The organism is Kangiella aquimarina DSM 16071, from assembly GCF_000374105.1.
GTDB classification, from domain to species: domain Bacteria; phylum Pseudomonadota; class Gammaproteobacteria; order Enterobacterales; family Kangiellaceae; genus Kangiella; species Kangiella aquimarina.
This window is the reverse complement of the sequence record NZ_KB893650.1, coordinates 23159-39903: the sequence shown is the minus strand read 5'-3', so window position 1 is coordinate 39903 and position 16745 is coordinate 23159. Positions and strand designations below refer to the sequence as shown.

The 16745-nt window shown below is 45.0% G+C and carries 15 protein-coding genes; 5 read left to right on the top strand and 10 right to left on the bottom strand.

Annotated features, from left to right (window positions below; genetic code table 11):
• Nucleotides 1-26: 26 nt before the first annotated feature.
• Complete coding sequence (thpR, locus tag B158_RS0100195) at nt 27-608, bottom strand: RNA 2',3'-cyclic phosphodiesterase (protein WP_018623299.1); 582 nt, start codon at nt 606-608, stop codon at nt 27-29.
• A 61-nt stretch (nt 609-669) separates the two neighbouring features.
• On the opposite strand from thpR, the gene mrcB reads away from it, so the two are divergent.
• Nucleotides 670-2991 carry a penicillin-binding protein 1B gene (mrcB, locus tag B158_RS0100190; protein WP_018623298.1) on the top strand — a complete coding sequence of 774 codons (2322 nt, stop codon included), beginning with the start codon at nt 670-672 and terminating at the stop codon, nt 2989-2991.
• A 23-nt stretch (nt 2992-3014) separates the two neighbouring features.
• Nucleotides 3015-3443 carry an HIT domain-containing protein gene (locus B158_RS0100185; protein ID WP_018623297.1) on the top strand — a complete coding sequence of 143 codons (429 nt, stop codon included), beginning with the start codon at nt 3015-3017 and terminating at the stop codon, nt 3441-3443.
• Between the two features lie 67 nt (nt 3444-3510).
• On the opposite strand, the gene B158_RS0100180 is transcribed toward B158_RS0100185, so the two are convergent.
• The 8 genes from B158_RS0100180 to B158_RS0100145 form a co-directional block, all read right to left on the bottom strand.
• Nucleotides 3511-4557 carry a M28 family peptidase gene (locus tag B158_RS0100180; RefSeq protein ID WP_018623296.1) on the bottom strand — a complete coding sequence of 349 codons (1047 nt, stop codon included), beginning with the start codon at nt 4555-4557 and terminating at the stop codon, nt 3511-3513.
• Nucleotides 4554-5933, bottom strand: a complete 1380-nt coding sequence (locus tag B158_RS0100175; protein ID WP_018623295.1) for an FAD-dependent oxidoreductase — start codon at nt 5931-5933, stop codon at nt 4554-4556. The genes B158_RS0100180 and B158_RS0100175 overlap by 4 nt, the downstream gene beginning before the upstream one ends.
• Nucleotides 5934-5941: 8 nt before the next feature.
• Nucleotides 5942-7219 (bottom strand): kynureninase, encoded by a 1278-nt coding sequence (gene kynU, locus B158_RS0100170; protein WP_018623294.1) that lies wholly within the window; start codon nt 7217-7219, stop codon nt 5942-5944.
• Nucleotides 7220-7254: 35 nt separating this feature from the next.
• Nucleotides 7255-8094: a cyclase family protein gene (locus tag B158_RS0100165; RefSeq protein WP_018623293.1), complete on the bottom strand. Its 840-nt coding sequence runs from the start codon at nt 8092-8094 to the stop codon at nt 7255-7257.
• On the bottom strand, nt 8094-9110 hold the full coding sequence (locus B158_RS0100160; protein WP_018623292.1) for an amidohydrolase family protein: 1017 nt from the start codon (nt 9108-9110) through the stop codon (nt 8094-8096). Before B158_RS0100160 ends, B158_RS0100165 begins: the two co-directional genes overlap by 1 nt.
• 3 nt (nt 9111-9113) lie before the next feature.
• Nucleotides 9114-9656 (bottom strand): 3-hydroxyanthranilate 3,4-dioxygenase, encoded by a 543-nt coding sequence (locus B158_RS0100155; RefSeq protein WP_018623291.1) that lies wholly within the window; start codon nt 9654-9656, stop codon nt 9114-9116.
• A gap of 11 nt (nt 9657-9667) precedes the next feature.
• Nucleotides 9668-10090, bottom strand: a complete 423-nt coding sequence (locus B158_RS0100150) for a RidA family protein (RefSeq protein WP_018623290.1) — start codon at nt 10088-10090, stop codon at nt 9668-9670.
• A 309-nt stretch (nt 10091-10399) separates the two neighbouring features.
• Nucleotides 10400-10885 (bottom strand): YajQ family cyclic di-GMP-binding protein, encoded by a 486-nt coding sequence (locus tag B158_RS0100145; protein WP_018623289.1) that lies wholly within the window; start codon nt 10883-10885, stop codon nt 10400-10402.
• A 237-nt stretch (nt 10886-11122) separates the two neighbouring features.
• On the opposite strand from B158_RS0100145, the gene B158_RS0100140 reads away from it, so the two are divergent.
• The 3 genes from B158_RS0100140 (at nt 11123) to B158_RS0100130 (ending at nt 15217) form a co-directional block, all read left to right on the top strand.
• Nucleotides 11123-13036 carry a DUF885 domain-containing protein gene (locus tag B158_RS0100140; protein ID WP_018623288.1) on the top strand — a complete coding sequence of 638 codons (1914 nt, stop codon included), beginning with the start codon at nt 11123-11125 and terminating at the stop codon, nt 13034-13036.
• 282 nt (nt 13037-13318) lie between these two features.
• The gene (locus B158_RS0100135; RefSeq protein WP_018623287.1) at nt 13319-14083 is read left to right on the top strand and encodes a hypothetical protein; all 765 of its coding nucleotides are present in this window, start codon (nt 13319-13321) and stop codon (nt 14081-14083) included.
• Nucleotides 14084-14107: 24 nt separating this feature from the next.
• The gene (locus B158_RS0100130) at nt 14108-15217 is read left to right on the top strand and encodes a CARDB domain-containing protein (RefSeq protein WP_018623286.1); all 1110 of its coding nucleotides are present in this window, start codon (nt 14108-14110) and stop codon (nt 15215-15217) included.
• A gap of 80 nt (nt 15218-15297) precedes the next feature.
• Here the strand turns inward: B158_RS0100130 and B158_RS0100125 are convergent, their stop codons facing one another.
• Nucleotides 15298-16740 (bottom strand): aldehyde dehydrogenase, encoded by a 1443-nt coding sequence (locus tag B158_RS0100125; RefSeq protein ID WP_018623285.1) that lies wholly within the window; start codon nt 16738-16740, stop codon nt 15298-15300.
• Nucleotides 16741-16745 lie beyond the last annotated feature (5 nt).

Below are 16745 nucleotides of genomic sequence, written 5' to 3'. Positions count from 1 at the left end.
GTCAATTTTGTCCTGAGTGAAACTGATTAATCTTTAATACCAAAAAACTGCTCTTTGATGGTCGGCTCATAAGTCGGCCACTCTTCAATAACCTCGTAATAAACACCTTTCTGATTAAATTGCGATTCCATTAGACAGAAGTGATCCACTCCAAGCTCAAAATCTACAGTCTGCGTAATTTCTGACTGAACTGTAGCATCTCGGAACAGTGTGATATGAGGCCTGAAAGGCTTGCTCGATTGTTTAATATGAATACCAGCCTGTTTCAGGTTGCGATTAATATGCTGATGCAACTCTATTAGCTGTTTGCTGGGAGCGACTTCAAGGCAACCTACTTCGGCTTTTGGAAAGTAGGCAAATTGGTTTAATTCAATCTGGAACGGTTTAATGGCAGGGATTTCAATAGCCTCCAGAATATCCTCCAGTTGGTGTCGAGAAACCTCTCCTAAGAACAGTAGCGTTATATGAAAATTATGAGGGCTGACGGGGCGTCCGGAAAAAGGACACATCTTCTGTAGCAGCTCAAGCTGGTTTTTCAGTTCCTGGGGTAGGTCTATGGCAAAGAATAGACGAGCCATATTTTTGTCAGATTTTGCTATAGATGGCATAACATTAGTTGGCTTGAATTTGTTACTATCATAGTCACGAGATTAATACCGATAAAGTAAAATGGCTAAAAAACCTGTAAAGAAAAGCGCAAAAACCTCTAAGAAGAAGCAGTCAAAGCAAGTAAAGCAAAGTTTCTGGCGCAAAATACCTTGGAAAAAGGTGTTTTGGCGTGGAAGCCTGATCTTCACGGCGCTGTTTATTGCCTTTGTGATTTACTGCGACATGGTGATCCAGCGCCAATTTAAAGACAACCGCTGGCAATTACCGGCTAAAGTTTATGCTCAGCCACTGGAATTGATGAATGGCAAGTCATTGACACCAACTCGCCTTGAACAGGAATTGGAGCTTCTAGGCTATCGTAAGGCAGTTAAAGCAACCCGCGCTGGGGATTACGAGCAATACGGTGATTATTACTATATTCATGTTCGTCCATTCGTCTTTTGGGATGAGACGCAACCTGCTCGGCAGATTGCCTTTAGCCTGCGCAATGGTCGTGTCAACCAGCTGAAAGATCACGTATTGGGTGAGCCATTACAGATGGCAAGGCTTGATCCTTTATTGATAGGGCAGATTTACCCTAACCGACTGGAGGATCGTATCCTCGTTAAGTTGGAGCAAATCCCAGAACATCTGATTAAGGCACTGATCATTACAGAAGATCGGGATTTCTATGAGCACAGTGGTGTATCGCCGAAAGCAATTGCTCGAGCGTTATGGCACAACATCACTTCAGATGGCGGGACTCAGGGCGGCAGCACCTTGACTCAGCAGCTGGTGAAAAATTACTTCCTGACTAACGAGCGCAGTTTGTGGCGCAAGTTCAGAGAAGCGGTAATGTCGGTATTGCTGGAAGTTCATTATGAGAAAGATGAAATTCTGGAAGCGTACTTCAACGAGGTGTATTTCGGTCAAGATGGCCCACGAGCCATTCATGGGGTTGGTCTTGCCAGTCGTTTCTTTTTCGATAAAGACGTTGAGAACTTAACGCCTGCCCAATCGGCTCTACTGGTGGCAATCCTAAAAGGCCCTTCGGTATATGACCCAAGACGCCATCCTGAAAATGCCATGAAACGACGCAACCTGGTGCTGGAACTGATGCATCAGTCCGGTACTTTAACTGAGCGCGAACTCAAGCAGGAAAAGCAGACGACTCTCTCACTGGTTAGAAAACCGAGTATTCATTTGTCCAACGTGCCTGCCTTTATGGACCTGGTTCGTCGTCAATTGCAGGACTCTTACTCGGATGATGAGCTAAATTCAGAAGGGCTGAATGTTTTTACCACACTTGACCCTGTGATTCAGATGTACAGCGAGAAAACGGTTGAAGAGTCCGTTAACCAAGTTGAAAAACAAAGACAGCAGGAAGAAGGAACTCTGCAGGCGGCAGCCATCATAAGTGACAGTCAGAGCGGACATATTCTGGCGGTAATTGGTGATCGCAAGGCAGGGTTTGCCGGTTATAACCGAGCAATAGATGCCAGACGCCAAATTGGTTCGGTGATTAAACCCTTTGTCATGTTGGCGGCTCTGGAACAGAATCCAGATTACAATCTTTCATCGAATATCAGTGACTTCCCATTATCTTTGGAACAAAGAGATGGGACTATGTGGGAGCCGCAAAACTTTGATCGTAATTTCCATGGCATGGTGCCACTTTATCGTGCACTGAGCGAATCCTATAACGTAGCGATGGCACGCTTAGGTCAGGAAGTTGGGATTCAAAGACTGGCTGACTTTGTGGAAAAGTCCGGTGTTGAAAAAGAAGTACGTCCATTGGATGCTTTACCACTTGGCGTCCTTGAACTAACACCTCTTGAGCTATTACAGCTTTACCAATCGATAGCCAGCAATGGGATGCGTATTAAACCATCATCAATCATTGCCGTTACCGATAATAGTGGACAATTGCTGGAGCGTTACCCGGTTACCGCTGAAAGAGTTGCCAGCGAATTAAATGTTTATCTGGTCAAGGCAGCCATGCAACTTGCTGTAGAGGAGGGTACCGCTAAGTACCTTCGTCGTTCTAATCCATTCACCTCGTTTGCAGGAAAAACCGGCACCACTAATGATTTGAAAGACTCGTGGTTTGTTGGCCTGTCTGGCGAACATCTGGCGGTTGTCTGGGTAGGGCGAGATGATAACAAGGATGCGAATATAACTGGTTCAACAGCAGCTCTACCGGTTTTCACAGACCTGTTTGCTGGCATTAACACAGCGCCAATTGATATAGGCTATCACGACAATATTGAGTGGAAGCTGGTGGATTATCGCAGCGGCTTGTTAGCAACGGATGACTGTCAAAATGCAGTCAGTGTACCTTATCTGCGAGGTACTGCCCCGAAAGCAACTGCTGACTGCCAGCCCACTTTGTCTCAACAATAAGGTCGCAACAGTAAGGAATTTTAATGAGCTTTATTTTGCATGACACATTAGCCCAGGACACAGTTGAACTGGGCAATTTCAATTTATGTAAATTATTATGGATGAATGACAAGCAGTACCCATGGGCAATACTGGTGCCCCGTGTTAATGATATTCGGGAGCTATACCAATTGACCGTGGCGCAGCAAATCAATGCCATGGAAGAGTCGAACTTTTTGGCAGAAGCAATGACAAAAATGTTTAAAGCGGACAAGATGAATGTGGCAGCTCTGGGAAACATGGTTCCTCAATTGCACATACATCACATTGCACGTTATAAGGACGATCCTGCCTGGCCAGGACCGATTTGGGGGGTAAAAAAGCCCATTCATTATGGTGAAAATGAATTGATAAAAGAAGTCAGTCCGCTATTGGCGGAATTGAAAGGAAACTTTGGTTTTAAGGAAGTATAGAACGAGTAAAGATAGAGGTTGGGTTACGATGTGGAATCTCTAACCCAACCTATTTGAGTGAAAGAAATTAAGGTCTCGAAAACTTAAAGTGCGGATTCTCCTTCCAGACGACCTTGGTGTCCGATGGTAGATTGGCAATTGCTTTAGCAATGACTTCCGATAGAGCAACCAGGTTTGGCACATCAATAATTTCAGCTTCGTCATGCACCTGATGATAATGATCCTGACCTCTCCATACCGAAATGGCATGCATAGGAATGCCGGTAATATCAGCCTGCTGACCGTGCTTAAATACCTGCTCTGCTTTTTCTCTAGTCATGTCCATCAGAGCAAAAGGAGCATTGTCCGAGCGCATGAATAAGCCCATCTGAGCGAATGGATCGGCATCCAGCGACCAGCCTGCCTTTGCGAACTCATCCTGCAATAATTCCAGTAGATTGGAATATTGATTACCGGTCATCCAAGCACTTTTGGGGTGCTCTTCAACTGGGGTGCCCACCAACTCAAACATGATGCCTGTTTCGATTTGATCCAACGGAACCATTGGATTTTCAGCAAAATGCTTTGATCCCAAGAGTCCCATTTCTTCGGCATCCCATGCTGCGATAATAATATGAAAAGGCAGGGATTCTTTTTGTGAAAGAAGTTCGGCGATCACCAAACTGGCAACGACACCACTGGCATCGTCATCCGCACCATTAAAGGTAATATCACCTTCCAGAGCAGGGTTCTGACCGACGTGATCATAATGAGCACCAATCATGATGTATTTATCGTTATCGCATTGGCAATCCAGGTAACCGATGTAATTGACACCATCAATCGACTCGCCTTTAACCTCAAAGGAAAACTCCTGACGATAAGAATCAGTATCAGGTAGAGTTTTCAGGCCAATCGCTGTGAAACGCTGTTCAAGCCAAGCGTGAACCTTTTTCATTTCTGGGGTACCCGTTTTTCGGCCCTTTAGCTCGTCGCTGGCAAGAAAGTTTATCCATTCCTGAGCATGCTCAACGCGCGCCTCTTGAGCGGACTGAGGGACATTATTGGCAGCGACATGGGTAGAAAGTGATAAGCCGGATAGCACCAGCAGACCGGGTATTAGAAATGATTTCATTGTAAATAATCCTTCGGTAATACGGTTAACTGGTCTTCAACCAGCTGAGTTGCAAGTTGCCAGTCTACCTTATCCAGGGTTTCAGTATCTTTAGCAAGTTGTTGCAAAATGTTTGCCTGAATCACTCCGCGGCTTTGCGCCTGAGCATAAGGGATATGGTGGAACATGACCATTGAATAGCGTGGAATAAACTGTTCAGGGAAGCGATTCTCTAATTCAAAGGCAATAGACTTTTTGAGATGGAACTTGGGGTCACGTACCGAATCACGCATTTCGATGTAATTATCGAGCGCCATATCCGCAATGGCATTGGCATTATCACGACGTGCTTCATTAAATGCCGGGAAGACTTTGTGCCAATCATCATCAAACTGATTTAGTAATGAGTTAAGCTCAGCGCAATCTTCGAAGCCACAGTTCATGCCCTGACCATGGAAAGGCACAATTGCATGGGCTGCATCACCAAAAATTAGCGCATTACCATGGAACCACTTATCGCTGCGTACCGTACCCAACACACCTGTTGGGTTTTCAAAAAACAGCTCGGTTAAATTCGGAATGAGGTCATAAGCATCTTTGAAGTACTGTTTGAAGAAGTTATCGACCTTTTCAGGAGTATTTAAGTTAGCAAAGCTAGCTTCACCATTGTTGGTTGGCATAAACAGAGTAACCGTAAATGAACCATCAAGATTCGGCAGCGCAATAACCATGTAGCCGCCGCGCGGCCAGATGTGCAGTGCTTCTTTTTCAATTTGAAAGTTACCAGCCTGGTCGGCGGGGATGGTTAACTCTTTGTAGTTATGCTCGAGCAACTTTGAACTGAAATGACCGACTTTCTCTGCTTCCATAAACTGACGAACAGGGGAGCCCGCGCCATCGGTGGCTAACAGAACATCATAATTTAACGATTGTTGTTCGCCAGTCATGGCATCTTCAACAGTAAAGCTCTGCTTGTCGAAATCGATATCAACCAGCGGATGTTTAAAGTGGAATGTGACATTGCCGGTAGCTTCAGCCTCGTCTCGTAATAGACTGACCAGGCCGGCTCGTGAAACTGAATAGATGACTTCTTCAGGTCGCTGACCATAGGACTGAAATTGCAGTTCACCTTGCTCATCATGCAGCATACGGCCTTTCATGGGGATAAGTAACTTTTCAACCTTATCCATGATACCAACCTGCTGCAAAGGGCGAATGCCACGATTGGCTAATGCCAGGTTAATCGAGCGACCGGCAGGAATATCTTCAAGGCGGATATCGGGCAACTTCTCATAAACATCGACTTTATAGCCGCGCAGTCCGAGATAAATACTGGCCAATGAGCCAACCAGTCCCGCACCAATTAATGTAATATGTTTATCTTGTTTAGCACTCATGGCAGGCCTCACTTCAGACTGTCTTTTAAAATGGTGACAAAACGGTAAGCATCTTCAAAAGAATTGTACAATGGTACCGGCGCTACACGAATAACATTGGGGTGTCTGAAGTCACAGGTTACGCCAGCCGCTTCGATACGATCAAATACGGTTTTACCATCTAAGCCGTGAAGGTTAACTGTTAAGGATAATTGGCATCCTGAAGCCTTCTCATCAGCTGGCGTAAGAATATTAATTTCATCTGCCAATTCCTGCTCCAGAAGATCGCGCAAATAACGAGACAGCTTTAATGACTTGTCGCGCAATGCCTGAATGCCGCCTGCGTCTTTAATCGTATCTAACGAGGCGCGAATGGCTGCTAACGACAGAATCGGAGGATTCGAAAGTTGCCAGGCTTCGGCACTTTTCATCGGAATAAAATGGTTCTCCATTTTAAAGCGTGAGTCTTTGTCATGTCCCCACCAGCCCGCAAAACGTGGCAGTTCCATATTGGTATGATGCTTTTCATGAACAAAGCAGCCTGCGACTGAGCCTGGTCCTGAATTTAAGTATTTATATGAACACCAGGCAGCGAAGTCTACATCCCAGTCATGCAGGTGCATTGGGATGTTGCCGGTAGCGTGGGCTAAATCGAAACCGACTTTACAGCCTTTAGCATGACCAGCTTGAGTAATGGCTTTCATATCCAGAACCTGACCGGTGTAATACTGGACTCCGGGCAGCATGATAAGAGCAATTTCTTCACCATGCAGTTCAATCAGGTTTAGTAGGTCTTCAGTGCGTAATGTCTCTTCACCTTCGCGTGGTTTTGCTAACAGCATCGCCTGGTCTGGATCAAAGCCATGATAGCGAACCTGTGATTCAACCGCATAATGATCAGAAGGAAAGGCATGGTCCTCGATGAGAATCTTATTTCGAGTGGCTGTTGGTCGATAAAAGCTAACCATCATGAAATGCAGGTTTGCAGTTAATGAGTTCATGCAAACCACTTCAGAGTTTTTTGCACCAACCAACTTCGCAGATTCTTCGGTTAAAAATTCATGGTAAGGCATCCAGGGAAAATCACCGGAAAAGTGCCCTTTAACGCCAAGCTTTTGCCACTGGCTTAATTCATAGTTGAGGTATTCCTGGGTTCGCTTGGGTTGTAAGCCAAGAGAATTACCACACAAATATATCTCATCATCACCATTGTCTTGTTTTGGGATGTGAAACTGCTCGCGCATTCTACTAATAGGATCTTGCTGATCCAGTTGACGCGCGTAATCGATTGAAAAAATGTCAGTCATAATATTTTCTTCTTAATACTTTTATTACTCAAAATTTAATTGTTCGAGCAATCAATCAAGGGGTAAAGAATAGGACGGCTTGGTGCAGCATCCAACTCAAATGCAGGTATTTGCAAATTCAGACAGTAAATACCATCGTTAACCTCATCAGGTACAAAGACCATTTCGGTAATCGTTCTATCGCAACGAGCTTGGTCGGTCAGTTGATGGCTGTCGGCTTCTAGATTCCAGTAGATGTGATGATTGGTTAAATGCCCATCATCATACATTTTATCCACTGAAGGAAAATCAACTAATAAGTGTTTAATGTTACTTGATGCTAATAACTGCATCGCTTCCTGTGTAAAGAAAGGAGGCTGGTTTGTTTCGTCGTAACGGCATGATTTTTTCACTTCATGATTCGGCATGCAGCGTACAACGAGGCTTTCAATATTGCTTAGCATCTCGTTACTTAAAGCTGATTGAAGCAATGATTTGTCGATAACTTTATCGGTGTCGTCAAGTGCCGGTCGGTAACTATCGTTTGTTTCCTTTGCCAGTTTGGGTTCAATACTGATCAAACAGGCAATGCTTAAACTATTGTTGAAAATAGTGCCCACAGAAACCTTCTGGTCACAGATATGGTGAACCGATTCTGTATGGGTACCGTTACAATGCGGAACCAATTGAATCGAGTCAACATTACAACTTCCACCCTTGGTGGTGTCACCAATGAAACTACCCGCCTTAAGCGGTTGTCTCTTTGCTAATTCTGCACCAAAGTGATTGGGCTGCTTTCCATCAAAGTTCAGGGCAATTGCAATCGAGTGCGGATGTTCAGTGTCCACCCGATAGCGGTTGCCAAGAAACTCAGTAGTTAAATTAAACTTGCTCATTAAACGAAGCGCCCCTTCTCAAGGTTGAGCCACTCAAGCGCTGTTCCATGAAGCAATCGATCAGAAATCGCTTTATCGTACTCCATGGACTCGATCAGTTTGCCAGGTTCTAATTCACCTAATGGGAATGGGTAGTCAGTGCCCAAAGCGAGTTTATGAGGTCCCATTAAATCCACCAGATACTCCAGCATTTTTGGATCATGCACTAAAGTATCGAGATAAATTTGTTCCAGGTATTTCCGTGGATGATGCGGGTTATCAACTCGCATCAGATCAGGGCGAACATCGTAGGCGTGTTCAATACGACCCAGAGTTGCAGGGAAACTGCCACCGCCATGTGCAAAAGCGATGCGTAAGTTTGGCAGGCGCTCTAACACACCGCCAAAAATCATCGAGCAAATCGCCAGAGAACTTTCTGCAGGCATGCCTACTAACCAGGGCATCCAATATTTCTGCATCTTCTCTTTGCCGACCATATCCCATGGGTGAACGAATACCGCAGCACCTAATTCTTCCGCGGCAGCGAAAACATCAAACAGATTCTCGTCGCTCAGGTTCCAGTCATTGATATGTGAGCCAATCTGGACACCAGCTAAACCAAGTTCCTTAACGCAACGTTCTAACTCCTGAATTGCAAGCTTGGGTGACTGCATGGGCAGTGTGCCGAGTCCGACAAATCGGGTAGGGTAGCGCTCGACGACTTCTGCAATATGGTCATTGAGAAAACGTGATAAGTCGAGCGTGTCTTCTGGCTTGGCCCAGTAGTTAAACATAATCGGCACAGTAGAAAGAACCTGCACATGCACGCCATGATGATCACAATCTTTCATACGAACTTCGGGTGACCAGCAGTTTTCCTGAACTTCACGGAAGAACTTTCCATCCACCATCATCCGCGCACAGTCGCACTTATGATGTTCCAGTTGCACAAAGCCGCCATAGCCGTATCTTTCTTTTAAGTCCGGCCAATTTTTCGGAAGAATGTGGGTATGGATATCAATCTTCAAATCAGACATAAATTAAAGATCCAGTTTGTTTTGTTTTGGCATGACCGTACCGCAGTTGCTGCAGGTACGATGCTCTTCGCTTTCCAGGAAGCGCTCAAAGACTGGTAGAAAATCTTTTTCCACATTGGTTAGGTGAAAATACTCTTCATACAATTTTGTATCGCAGTTTTCGCAGAACCACATCAAGCCATCTTTCTCATGGCCTAATCTTTTACGTTCTACTACCAGCCCAATTGAGTTTTCAAAACGAACCGGAGAATGTGGTACTTTCGGTGGTAACAAAAAGATTTCACCGGCCTTGATCGGATAATTGACACGCTCACCATTTTGAATGGTGCGCAACTCCATCTCACCCTCTAACTGATAGAAAAACTCTGGCCCCTCATCATAATGATAATCACGACGACCATTAGGACCGCCCACGACCATGACAATAAAATCATCCTGCTCAAAAACCTGCTTGTTACAAACAGGTGGCTGCAATAAATGGCGGTTCTCATCAATCCATTTCTGAAAATTAAATGGCGGAACCGGAGTTAAAGTTTTATCACTCATAGCGATTCCCCTTAATCATCGTAAATAGTCGCGATGCATTTCAACTCAATCGCAATCGGAGTGGGTAGTGAACTGATTTCAATAGTCGTACGGCAAGGTTGATTGTCCGCAAAATATTCAGCGTAGACTTTATTGTAGGTTTTAAAGTCGTCTTTCATGTTGGTCAGAAAGACCTGAACATCTACTAGCTGATCCCAGCTTGAGCCCGAGTCCTGCAAAATAGCACGAACATTTTCAAACACGCTACGACACTGAGTTTCGATACAGTAGTCAACAATATTACCTTCATCATCAAGGGTGACGCCGGGTATATCTTTGCTGCCTTTTTTTCGCGGTCCAACGCCTGACAAAAATAGTAGATGCCCAACGCGACGTGCATGGGGATAGAGACCAACAGGTTCAGGGGCTGTTGAAGAAACAAATTTCTCACTCATAAAAACCTCAACTGACAATAGCTAGCTAGACTTATACAAACTTTCAATAGGTTACACCAAGTTGGTAACAGTAAAGCTAGAAATAATAGTGATGTAGTTAAACGAAAATACTAGGAAATACGGGTGCGCGCAATCCGCGCAAGAAAGGAATGCGTATTCAATCGAGGATCCATTTGCAACCACCCTGGTGGGCAAAGATAAATCCTGATGTTTTTTGATGTGGGAAGTAATGCATGGGCTCTTTTATAGCCGAAAAGGCCATAATAGGCAAGGCATTGGACAGGTGATTGTACCTGCCCTATAGGCCTTTTAATCTCTGAAATTCTTAAACTGGAACGGCTGGCCAAGCTCAGCCTGTCTGACCAGAGCCATAACCTGTTGCAGGTCATCACGTTTTTTCCCGGTAACCCGTAGCTCTTCACCCTGAATCGCTGCCTGAACCTTTAATTTAGAATCTTTAATCAGCTTAACAATCTTCTTAGCCACATCTTTCTCAATTCCCTGCTTAAAGCTGGCCGTTTTATAGAAGGTTTTACCGGAGTGAGTGGCGTCTTCACTGATATCAAGCGCATTGGTATCGATATCACGCTTAACACAAGCCTTATATAAGATGTCGATCATCTGTTCGACCTGAAATTCAGCTTCTGCAGTGATTTTGATGCTATCACCGGTCTGCTCAAAGCTGGCATCAACACCACGAAAATCAAAACGGGTTGAAAGCTCACGGTTTGCATTGTCGACGGTATTGGTAATTTCGTGTTTATCCACTTCAGAAACAATATCAAAGGAAGGCATGGTTAATCCTGTCTATCAAATAAAGAATAGCCGCTATTATAAGCCAAAAACAGTAGCAGGCCAGAGGTTGTAACAGACCAGTCTGTGCAAAATGCTTTTTGGACAGATAGGCAGTCAACTGTGACCTGCTTTACAGGATGTAGAAAAGATAAGCTCAAACCCTGAACTGCTCGATGTGACTTTTGTCGGATTATTGTTAATAATCGTCTCACACAAACAATATAAAGGGTGTAGGTTATGTCTTTCACGAAACGAGTCAATCGTAAAACTATGGCCAGTCTGTTGGTCAGCGCCGCTTTGCTTAGTGTCGGATGCCAGCAGGAAGAAGAGCAACAGGAACAGGCGAACCAACAACAGGTCAATACAGCCGTTTCCAAGGAGCAGGCGCATAAGCAATCAGAAGCTTCGCCAGAGATGCTGTTTGATAAAATTACAACTACTCTATTTGCTGCTCGCCCCATGGATGCAACCATGTATGGTGTTAGTCAGGAGGTTGCTGGTGGCTACTATCAGGATAAGTTACCAGATTACTCGCCTGCTGCCGAAAAGGCATTACGCCAGAGCTTACGCCATTACGCCGATCAGTTAGCCGACCTTAAGTCAGACACCATTCAGGGCGAAGAGAACCGGAAGGTCGTTATCGATTTGGCGCATTATTACTCAGGCGAAAAACAATTTGATATTGGCTTTATTGATGGCTGGATGGGCCACTCTCCCTTTATCGTCAGCCAGATTAATGGTCCAGCCATTGATGTCCCGAATCTGCTGCAAAACAATCATCCGATTAAGAATGAGCAAAACGCCAAAGACTATATCGCCAGAATGGAGCAGTTCGGCGATATGATTGAAAGTGTCAAATCTAAAGTACTGGCCGATGCAGAGAAAGGCTGGATCCCGCCGAAAGTCATCATCAATGGTGCGCTAAACTTCCTCAATGGCTTTGTTGCCGCAGAACCAGAAAAGCATGCCCTGGTGACCAATTTGCAGAACAAGCTGGACAAACTGGATATCCCCGCTGAGCAAAAAGAAAAGATGATGTTTGATGCGGTCAGCATCACTAAAACGACCATTTATCCAGCTTACAAAAATCTAGCAATGGTGATGGAAGGTTTGCTGGAAAAGGCGTCGGAAGAATCTGGCATCTGGGCTCAACCGAATGGATCCGAGTTTTATCGTTATGCCGTTAGTGAGCTGGGCGATACCGAGCTGACACCTGAGGAGGTTCATCAAATTGGTCTGGATGAAGTCGAACGCATCAGTGCAGAAATGGATGCGATCCTAATATCAGAAGGCTATGACCAGGGTACTGTCGGCGAGCGTATGGCGGCGCTCAATGACGAAGATCGATTTATTTATGAAGACTCGGATGAAGGCCGCCAGAAATTATTGGATGACCTCAACGGTATGTTGGCAGATATTAACGAGCTGATGCCAACACGTTTCGCGACCATCCCTCCATACGACGTTGAAATTCGCCGTATACCGGTTGAAAGACAGGACGGTGCGCCAGGTGGCCAATATACACCGCCGCCATTAGATGGCTCCGAACCTGGCATTTACTGGATCAACCTGAAGGACATGAAAGCTAATCCTAAGTTTGATCTTAAGACCTTGACCTACCATGAAGCGAACCCAGGACATCACTGGCAGATTGCATTGAACATGGCGCAAGAAAGCCTACCGCTGATTAGACGCATTGCTCCTTATAATGCCTATGTTGAAGGCTGGGCTTTGTATTCTGAGTTAGTGGCCTGGGAAATGGGCATGTATAAAGATGACCCTTATGGCGATCTGGGGCGTTTAAAGGCAGAACTATTCCGTGCCGTAAGATTGGTTGTTGATACTGGTTTGCACCACAAGAAGTGGACTCGTGAACAAGCGATACAGTATATGGCTGAAAAAACCGGTACCGCTCAATCGAGTGTTGTCTCAGAAATTGAACGCTATATGGTTTGGCCCGGACAGGCTTTAGGATACAAACTCGGGATGTTGAATATCGTTGAACAACGCGAAAGAGCTAAGGAAGAACTTGGCGAAGCATTCGACATCAAGGAGTTCCATGATCTGGTATTACTCGGTGGTGCCGTTCCGATGTCGGTACTTAATGATAAAATAGATGCCTGGATTGAAAGCAACAAGCCAAAGTATTAAGCGGTATTAAGCAGATGGAAGGGCGGCCCAAAGTGGCCGCCTTTTTTTACTATAAATATATTTACGGATAACCCGTCAGTATAAACCCATAGCAAATCCGCCGTTCTGGTGTAAGCGATTTCTCACAATTGAACCCGCAATCGCTGAAAACCCATCAAAAATCCAATGCAAATATGAAAATCAATAAGTTACAGGTTTTGGCATATTGTCAAGGCCAGCAAAATTCATAATATAACTCCTGCTTATATGGAATAAGCGATTAATCAACAAGGAGTATGTTTTATGAAACAAAACCACTTAATGACAAAAAAAAGTGCAGTGCTAGGTGCAGTTTTTTCTGCTCTAACATTGGCATCACTACCCACCATGGCATCAATGAATGATTCGAAAGGAATTGAATCACTCGCAAAAGAAGCTCAACACATTGTTCAGGGAAAAGTTGTTAATATTGACTACAAGGACTCTGTGGAAGGCATTCCTCATACCTTCGTGACCTATCAAATCGAAGATGATTTTCAAGGTCGCCAAAATGGTCGCCAGGTAACACTACGCTTTATTGGCGGCATCAAAAAAATCAGTGACACTCAGTATGATGTGCTTGAAGTATCCAATGTTCCTGAGTTCAATCTTGGTGAAGAGAACATTCTCATGCTAGCCGAGAAAGATGATGGCCAATGTCCATTGGTTCGCTGTTCAGAAGGTTTCTTCAAAGTAAAAAGTGGTGAAGTCTTTACTGAAAGCGGCAAACCTGTGCAAATCGGAAAGTCAGCTGAAAAGGCGCAGCGCCCAGTAGCGATGGATGATCAGCAGGGCGAAATTGCCGGCAAGACATTGCCTGCACAAGCTCAGGCAAAAGGTGCATCGGTTCAGCAGTTTAAGAAAGCCGTTCAGTCTGCGATGAAAGGCAAGCCAGCCAAAGAAATCAAGAGCGCAAGTATTGCTCAGCGATTCTCAGCGGCGGTGCCAGTTGCAATGCCAGCGCCAGCGGTCCCTGCTCGAGCAAAGCAGTCAGCTCAAGACATCATTGACGATGTTGACCATCAATAATTTTGACTTCACGGAGGAAGTACAATGAAGAAATTAATTTTAATCTCTAGCGTAATCGCTGCATCATTTCTTGGTATGAAAACTGAAGCAGCAACTTTAGACACCTCATGTAATGGTGTATACAAAAAATGGAACACCAACAGTGTTACTTTCCGAGCCAGCTCAGTAGGTTTCCCATCAGGAAATGACTACCGCACAGCGCTGGGTCATGTGATAACTCAGTTCAACAAGAACCCGAGTAAAATCCGTTTTTCAATGCAATATGATGATACATCAGTAGGCATGAATAACGGCCAGAATGAAGTCTGGTGGTCAAGCAGCATCAGTGCGCCAGCAGTAGCTTATACCTGGAGTTCATGCAGCTGGTTCTTTGGCTGGACCAATAAAATTACCGAAGCTGACATCGTGTTCAAAAACACCGTGAACTATACTCCTGGTGTTGAATACGGTATTCGTGGTCGTGCTGAAGATATGATTCCATATGGTGGTGCAGAACGCCCATTCAAAACCACTGCGTTGCATGAGTTTGGTCATGGCGCTGGCTTAGGCCATGAAAATGGTCGCTACAGCATCATGGGTCAGGACTGGGATCATATCCATCGTAACTATGTGTATGCGTTAGCCTATATGGGCGAAGATGCTAACTATGGTCTACGTCAGTTGTATGGTAATAACGCAGGTAACGTGCAGGACGTCGGTTTAGTCCATTGGAAATACAGTGGTGCGAGCGGTGCCTATAGCTCACACATTCGTACTAAGTTGTATAACACTTCGGGTGTTGAACTGCCTTACACAACCGTAAATGGCGAACGTCGCTACAACGTCAGCAAAGGCCAGCAGGTTCGTATGGAATTAACCTATGAAAATAATGGAGAATCAGGTCAGGCACCAACGATTTACTATTATGTTTCAACCAATAATTTCATCAGTACTGCAGATACGCTAATTGCAAGCACCTCATTTGCACTACAACCAGAAGGTAGTGTTTATACTTCAACTAGAACGGTAACCATCCCATCAACGTTGAATTCTGGTCAAAACTACTTCTTAGGTGGTTTGTTAGATCCGAACAACACCATCGCGGAAGTAGAAGAAAGCAATAACGCAACTTACATTCCGATTCGTGTAAATTAATCGTTTATTGCAGGTAAGAAAAAGCCCCAATTAATGGGGCTTTTTTGTGGAACAAAGTTTTTATACGAGGCTTGAAAGAGTTAATACTTTACGCACACATTCTTGGCTTCGGTGAAAAAGCGTAAGGCTTCTAATCCACCCTCGCGTCCGACTCCTGAACTTTTAACGCCGCCAAAAGGAGTGCGCAAATCGCGTAGCAACCAGCAGTTGATCCAGACAATGCCCGCTTCGATTTCCTTGGCCACTCGATGGGCACGTTTTAAATCATTGGTCCAGACACTCGAAGCCAAACCATATTCTGTACCATTTGCGAGTATGATCGCTTCGTCGTCAGTATCAAACGGCATGATGGTGCATACCGGACCAAAGATTTCTTCTTGATTGGTACGACAGTGATTGGTTAGGCCTTCAATGACGGTAGGCTCGACAAAGAAACCATTTTCGCAACGACCTTCTAATGTCACCTGGTTGCCACCCGTCAAAATAGTACCGCCTTCTTCCTGCGCCAGTTCAATATAAGACAGTACTTTTTCCATGTGTGCTTTAGAAACCAAAGCGCCGTGTTGAGTATCAGTTTGGAGCGGATCGCCAATTTTGATTTGTTGGACTTTCTCTACGAAAGCCAGCTTAAACTTTTCATAAATAGGGCGCTCAATATAAATTCGAGAACCACACAAACAAATCTGCCCTTGATTCGAAAAGGCCGCGCGGACCACATTATTTACGGTGTCTTCAAAGTCACAGTCGGCAAACACCAAGGTTGGGTTTTTGCCACCCAGTTCGAGAGACAGTTTCTTGAACATACCTGCCGTCACTTTGGTAATCTGAGCACCGGTTGCTGTACCACCAGTAAAGCTGAGCGCCTTGATTTTCGGGTGAGTGGTCAACGGGCCGCCAATGCTAGGGCCAGTGCCATGCAGAATATTTAACACTCCATCAGGCAAACCTGCTTCGATGCACAGCTTGGAAAACAGGAACGCCGTCATCGGTGTGATTTCCGATGGCTTGGCAATCACGGCATTGCCGCTGGCCAATGCTGGCGCGATTTTCCAGGTGAAAAGATACAGTGGTAAGTTCCATGGAGAAATACAACCAACCACACCAATCGGATCACGCAGCGTGTAGTTGATCGCAACATCTTCCATGGCATGACTTTCACTGGAGAACTGAGTAATGGCCTGGGCAAAAAAACGGATGTTGGCCGAGGCACGATAAATATCGACATTTTTGGCCAGCGTTATCGGCTTACCGTTATCGATTGCTTCAGCTTCCGCCAGCATATCAGCATTGGCGTCGATGATATCCGCCAGGCGACACAAAATAGCTGCACGCTTTTCAACTGAGGTATTGGCCCAGTCTTTTTGAGCATGTTCGGCGGCAACAACCGCCTGCTCTAAATCGTGCTCATCCGAGTTTGGGATTTTGCTATAAACCTGCCCGGTGGCCGGCTCAACATTATCAATGTACTGACCGGCAAACGGATCGAGCAATTGGCCATTAACGTAGTTCTTGATGATTTGCATAGTGG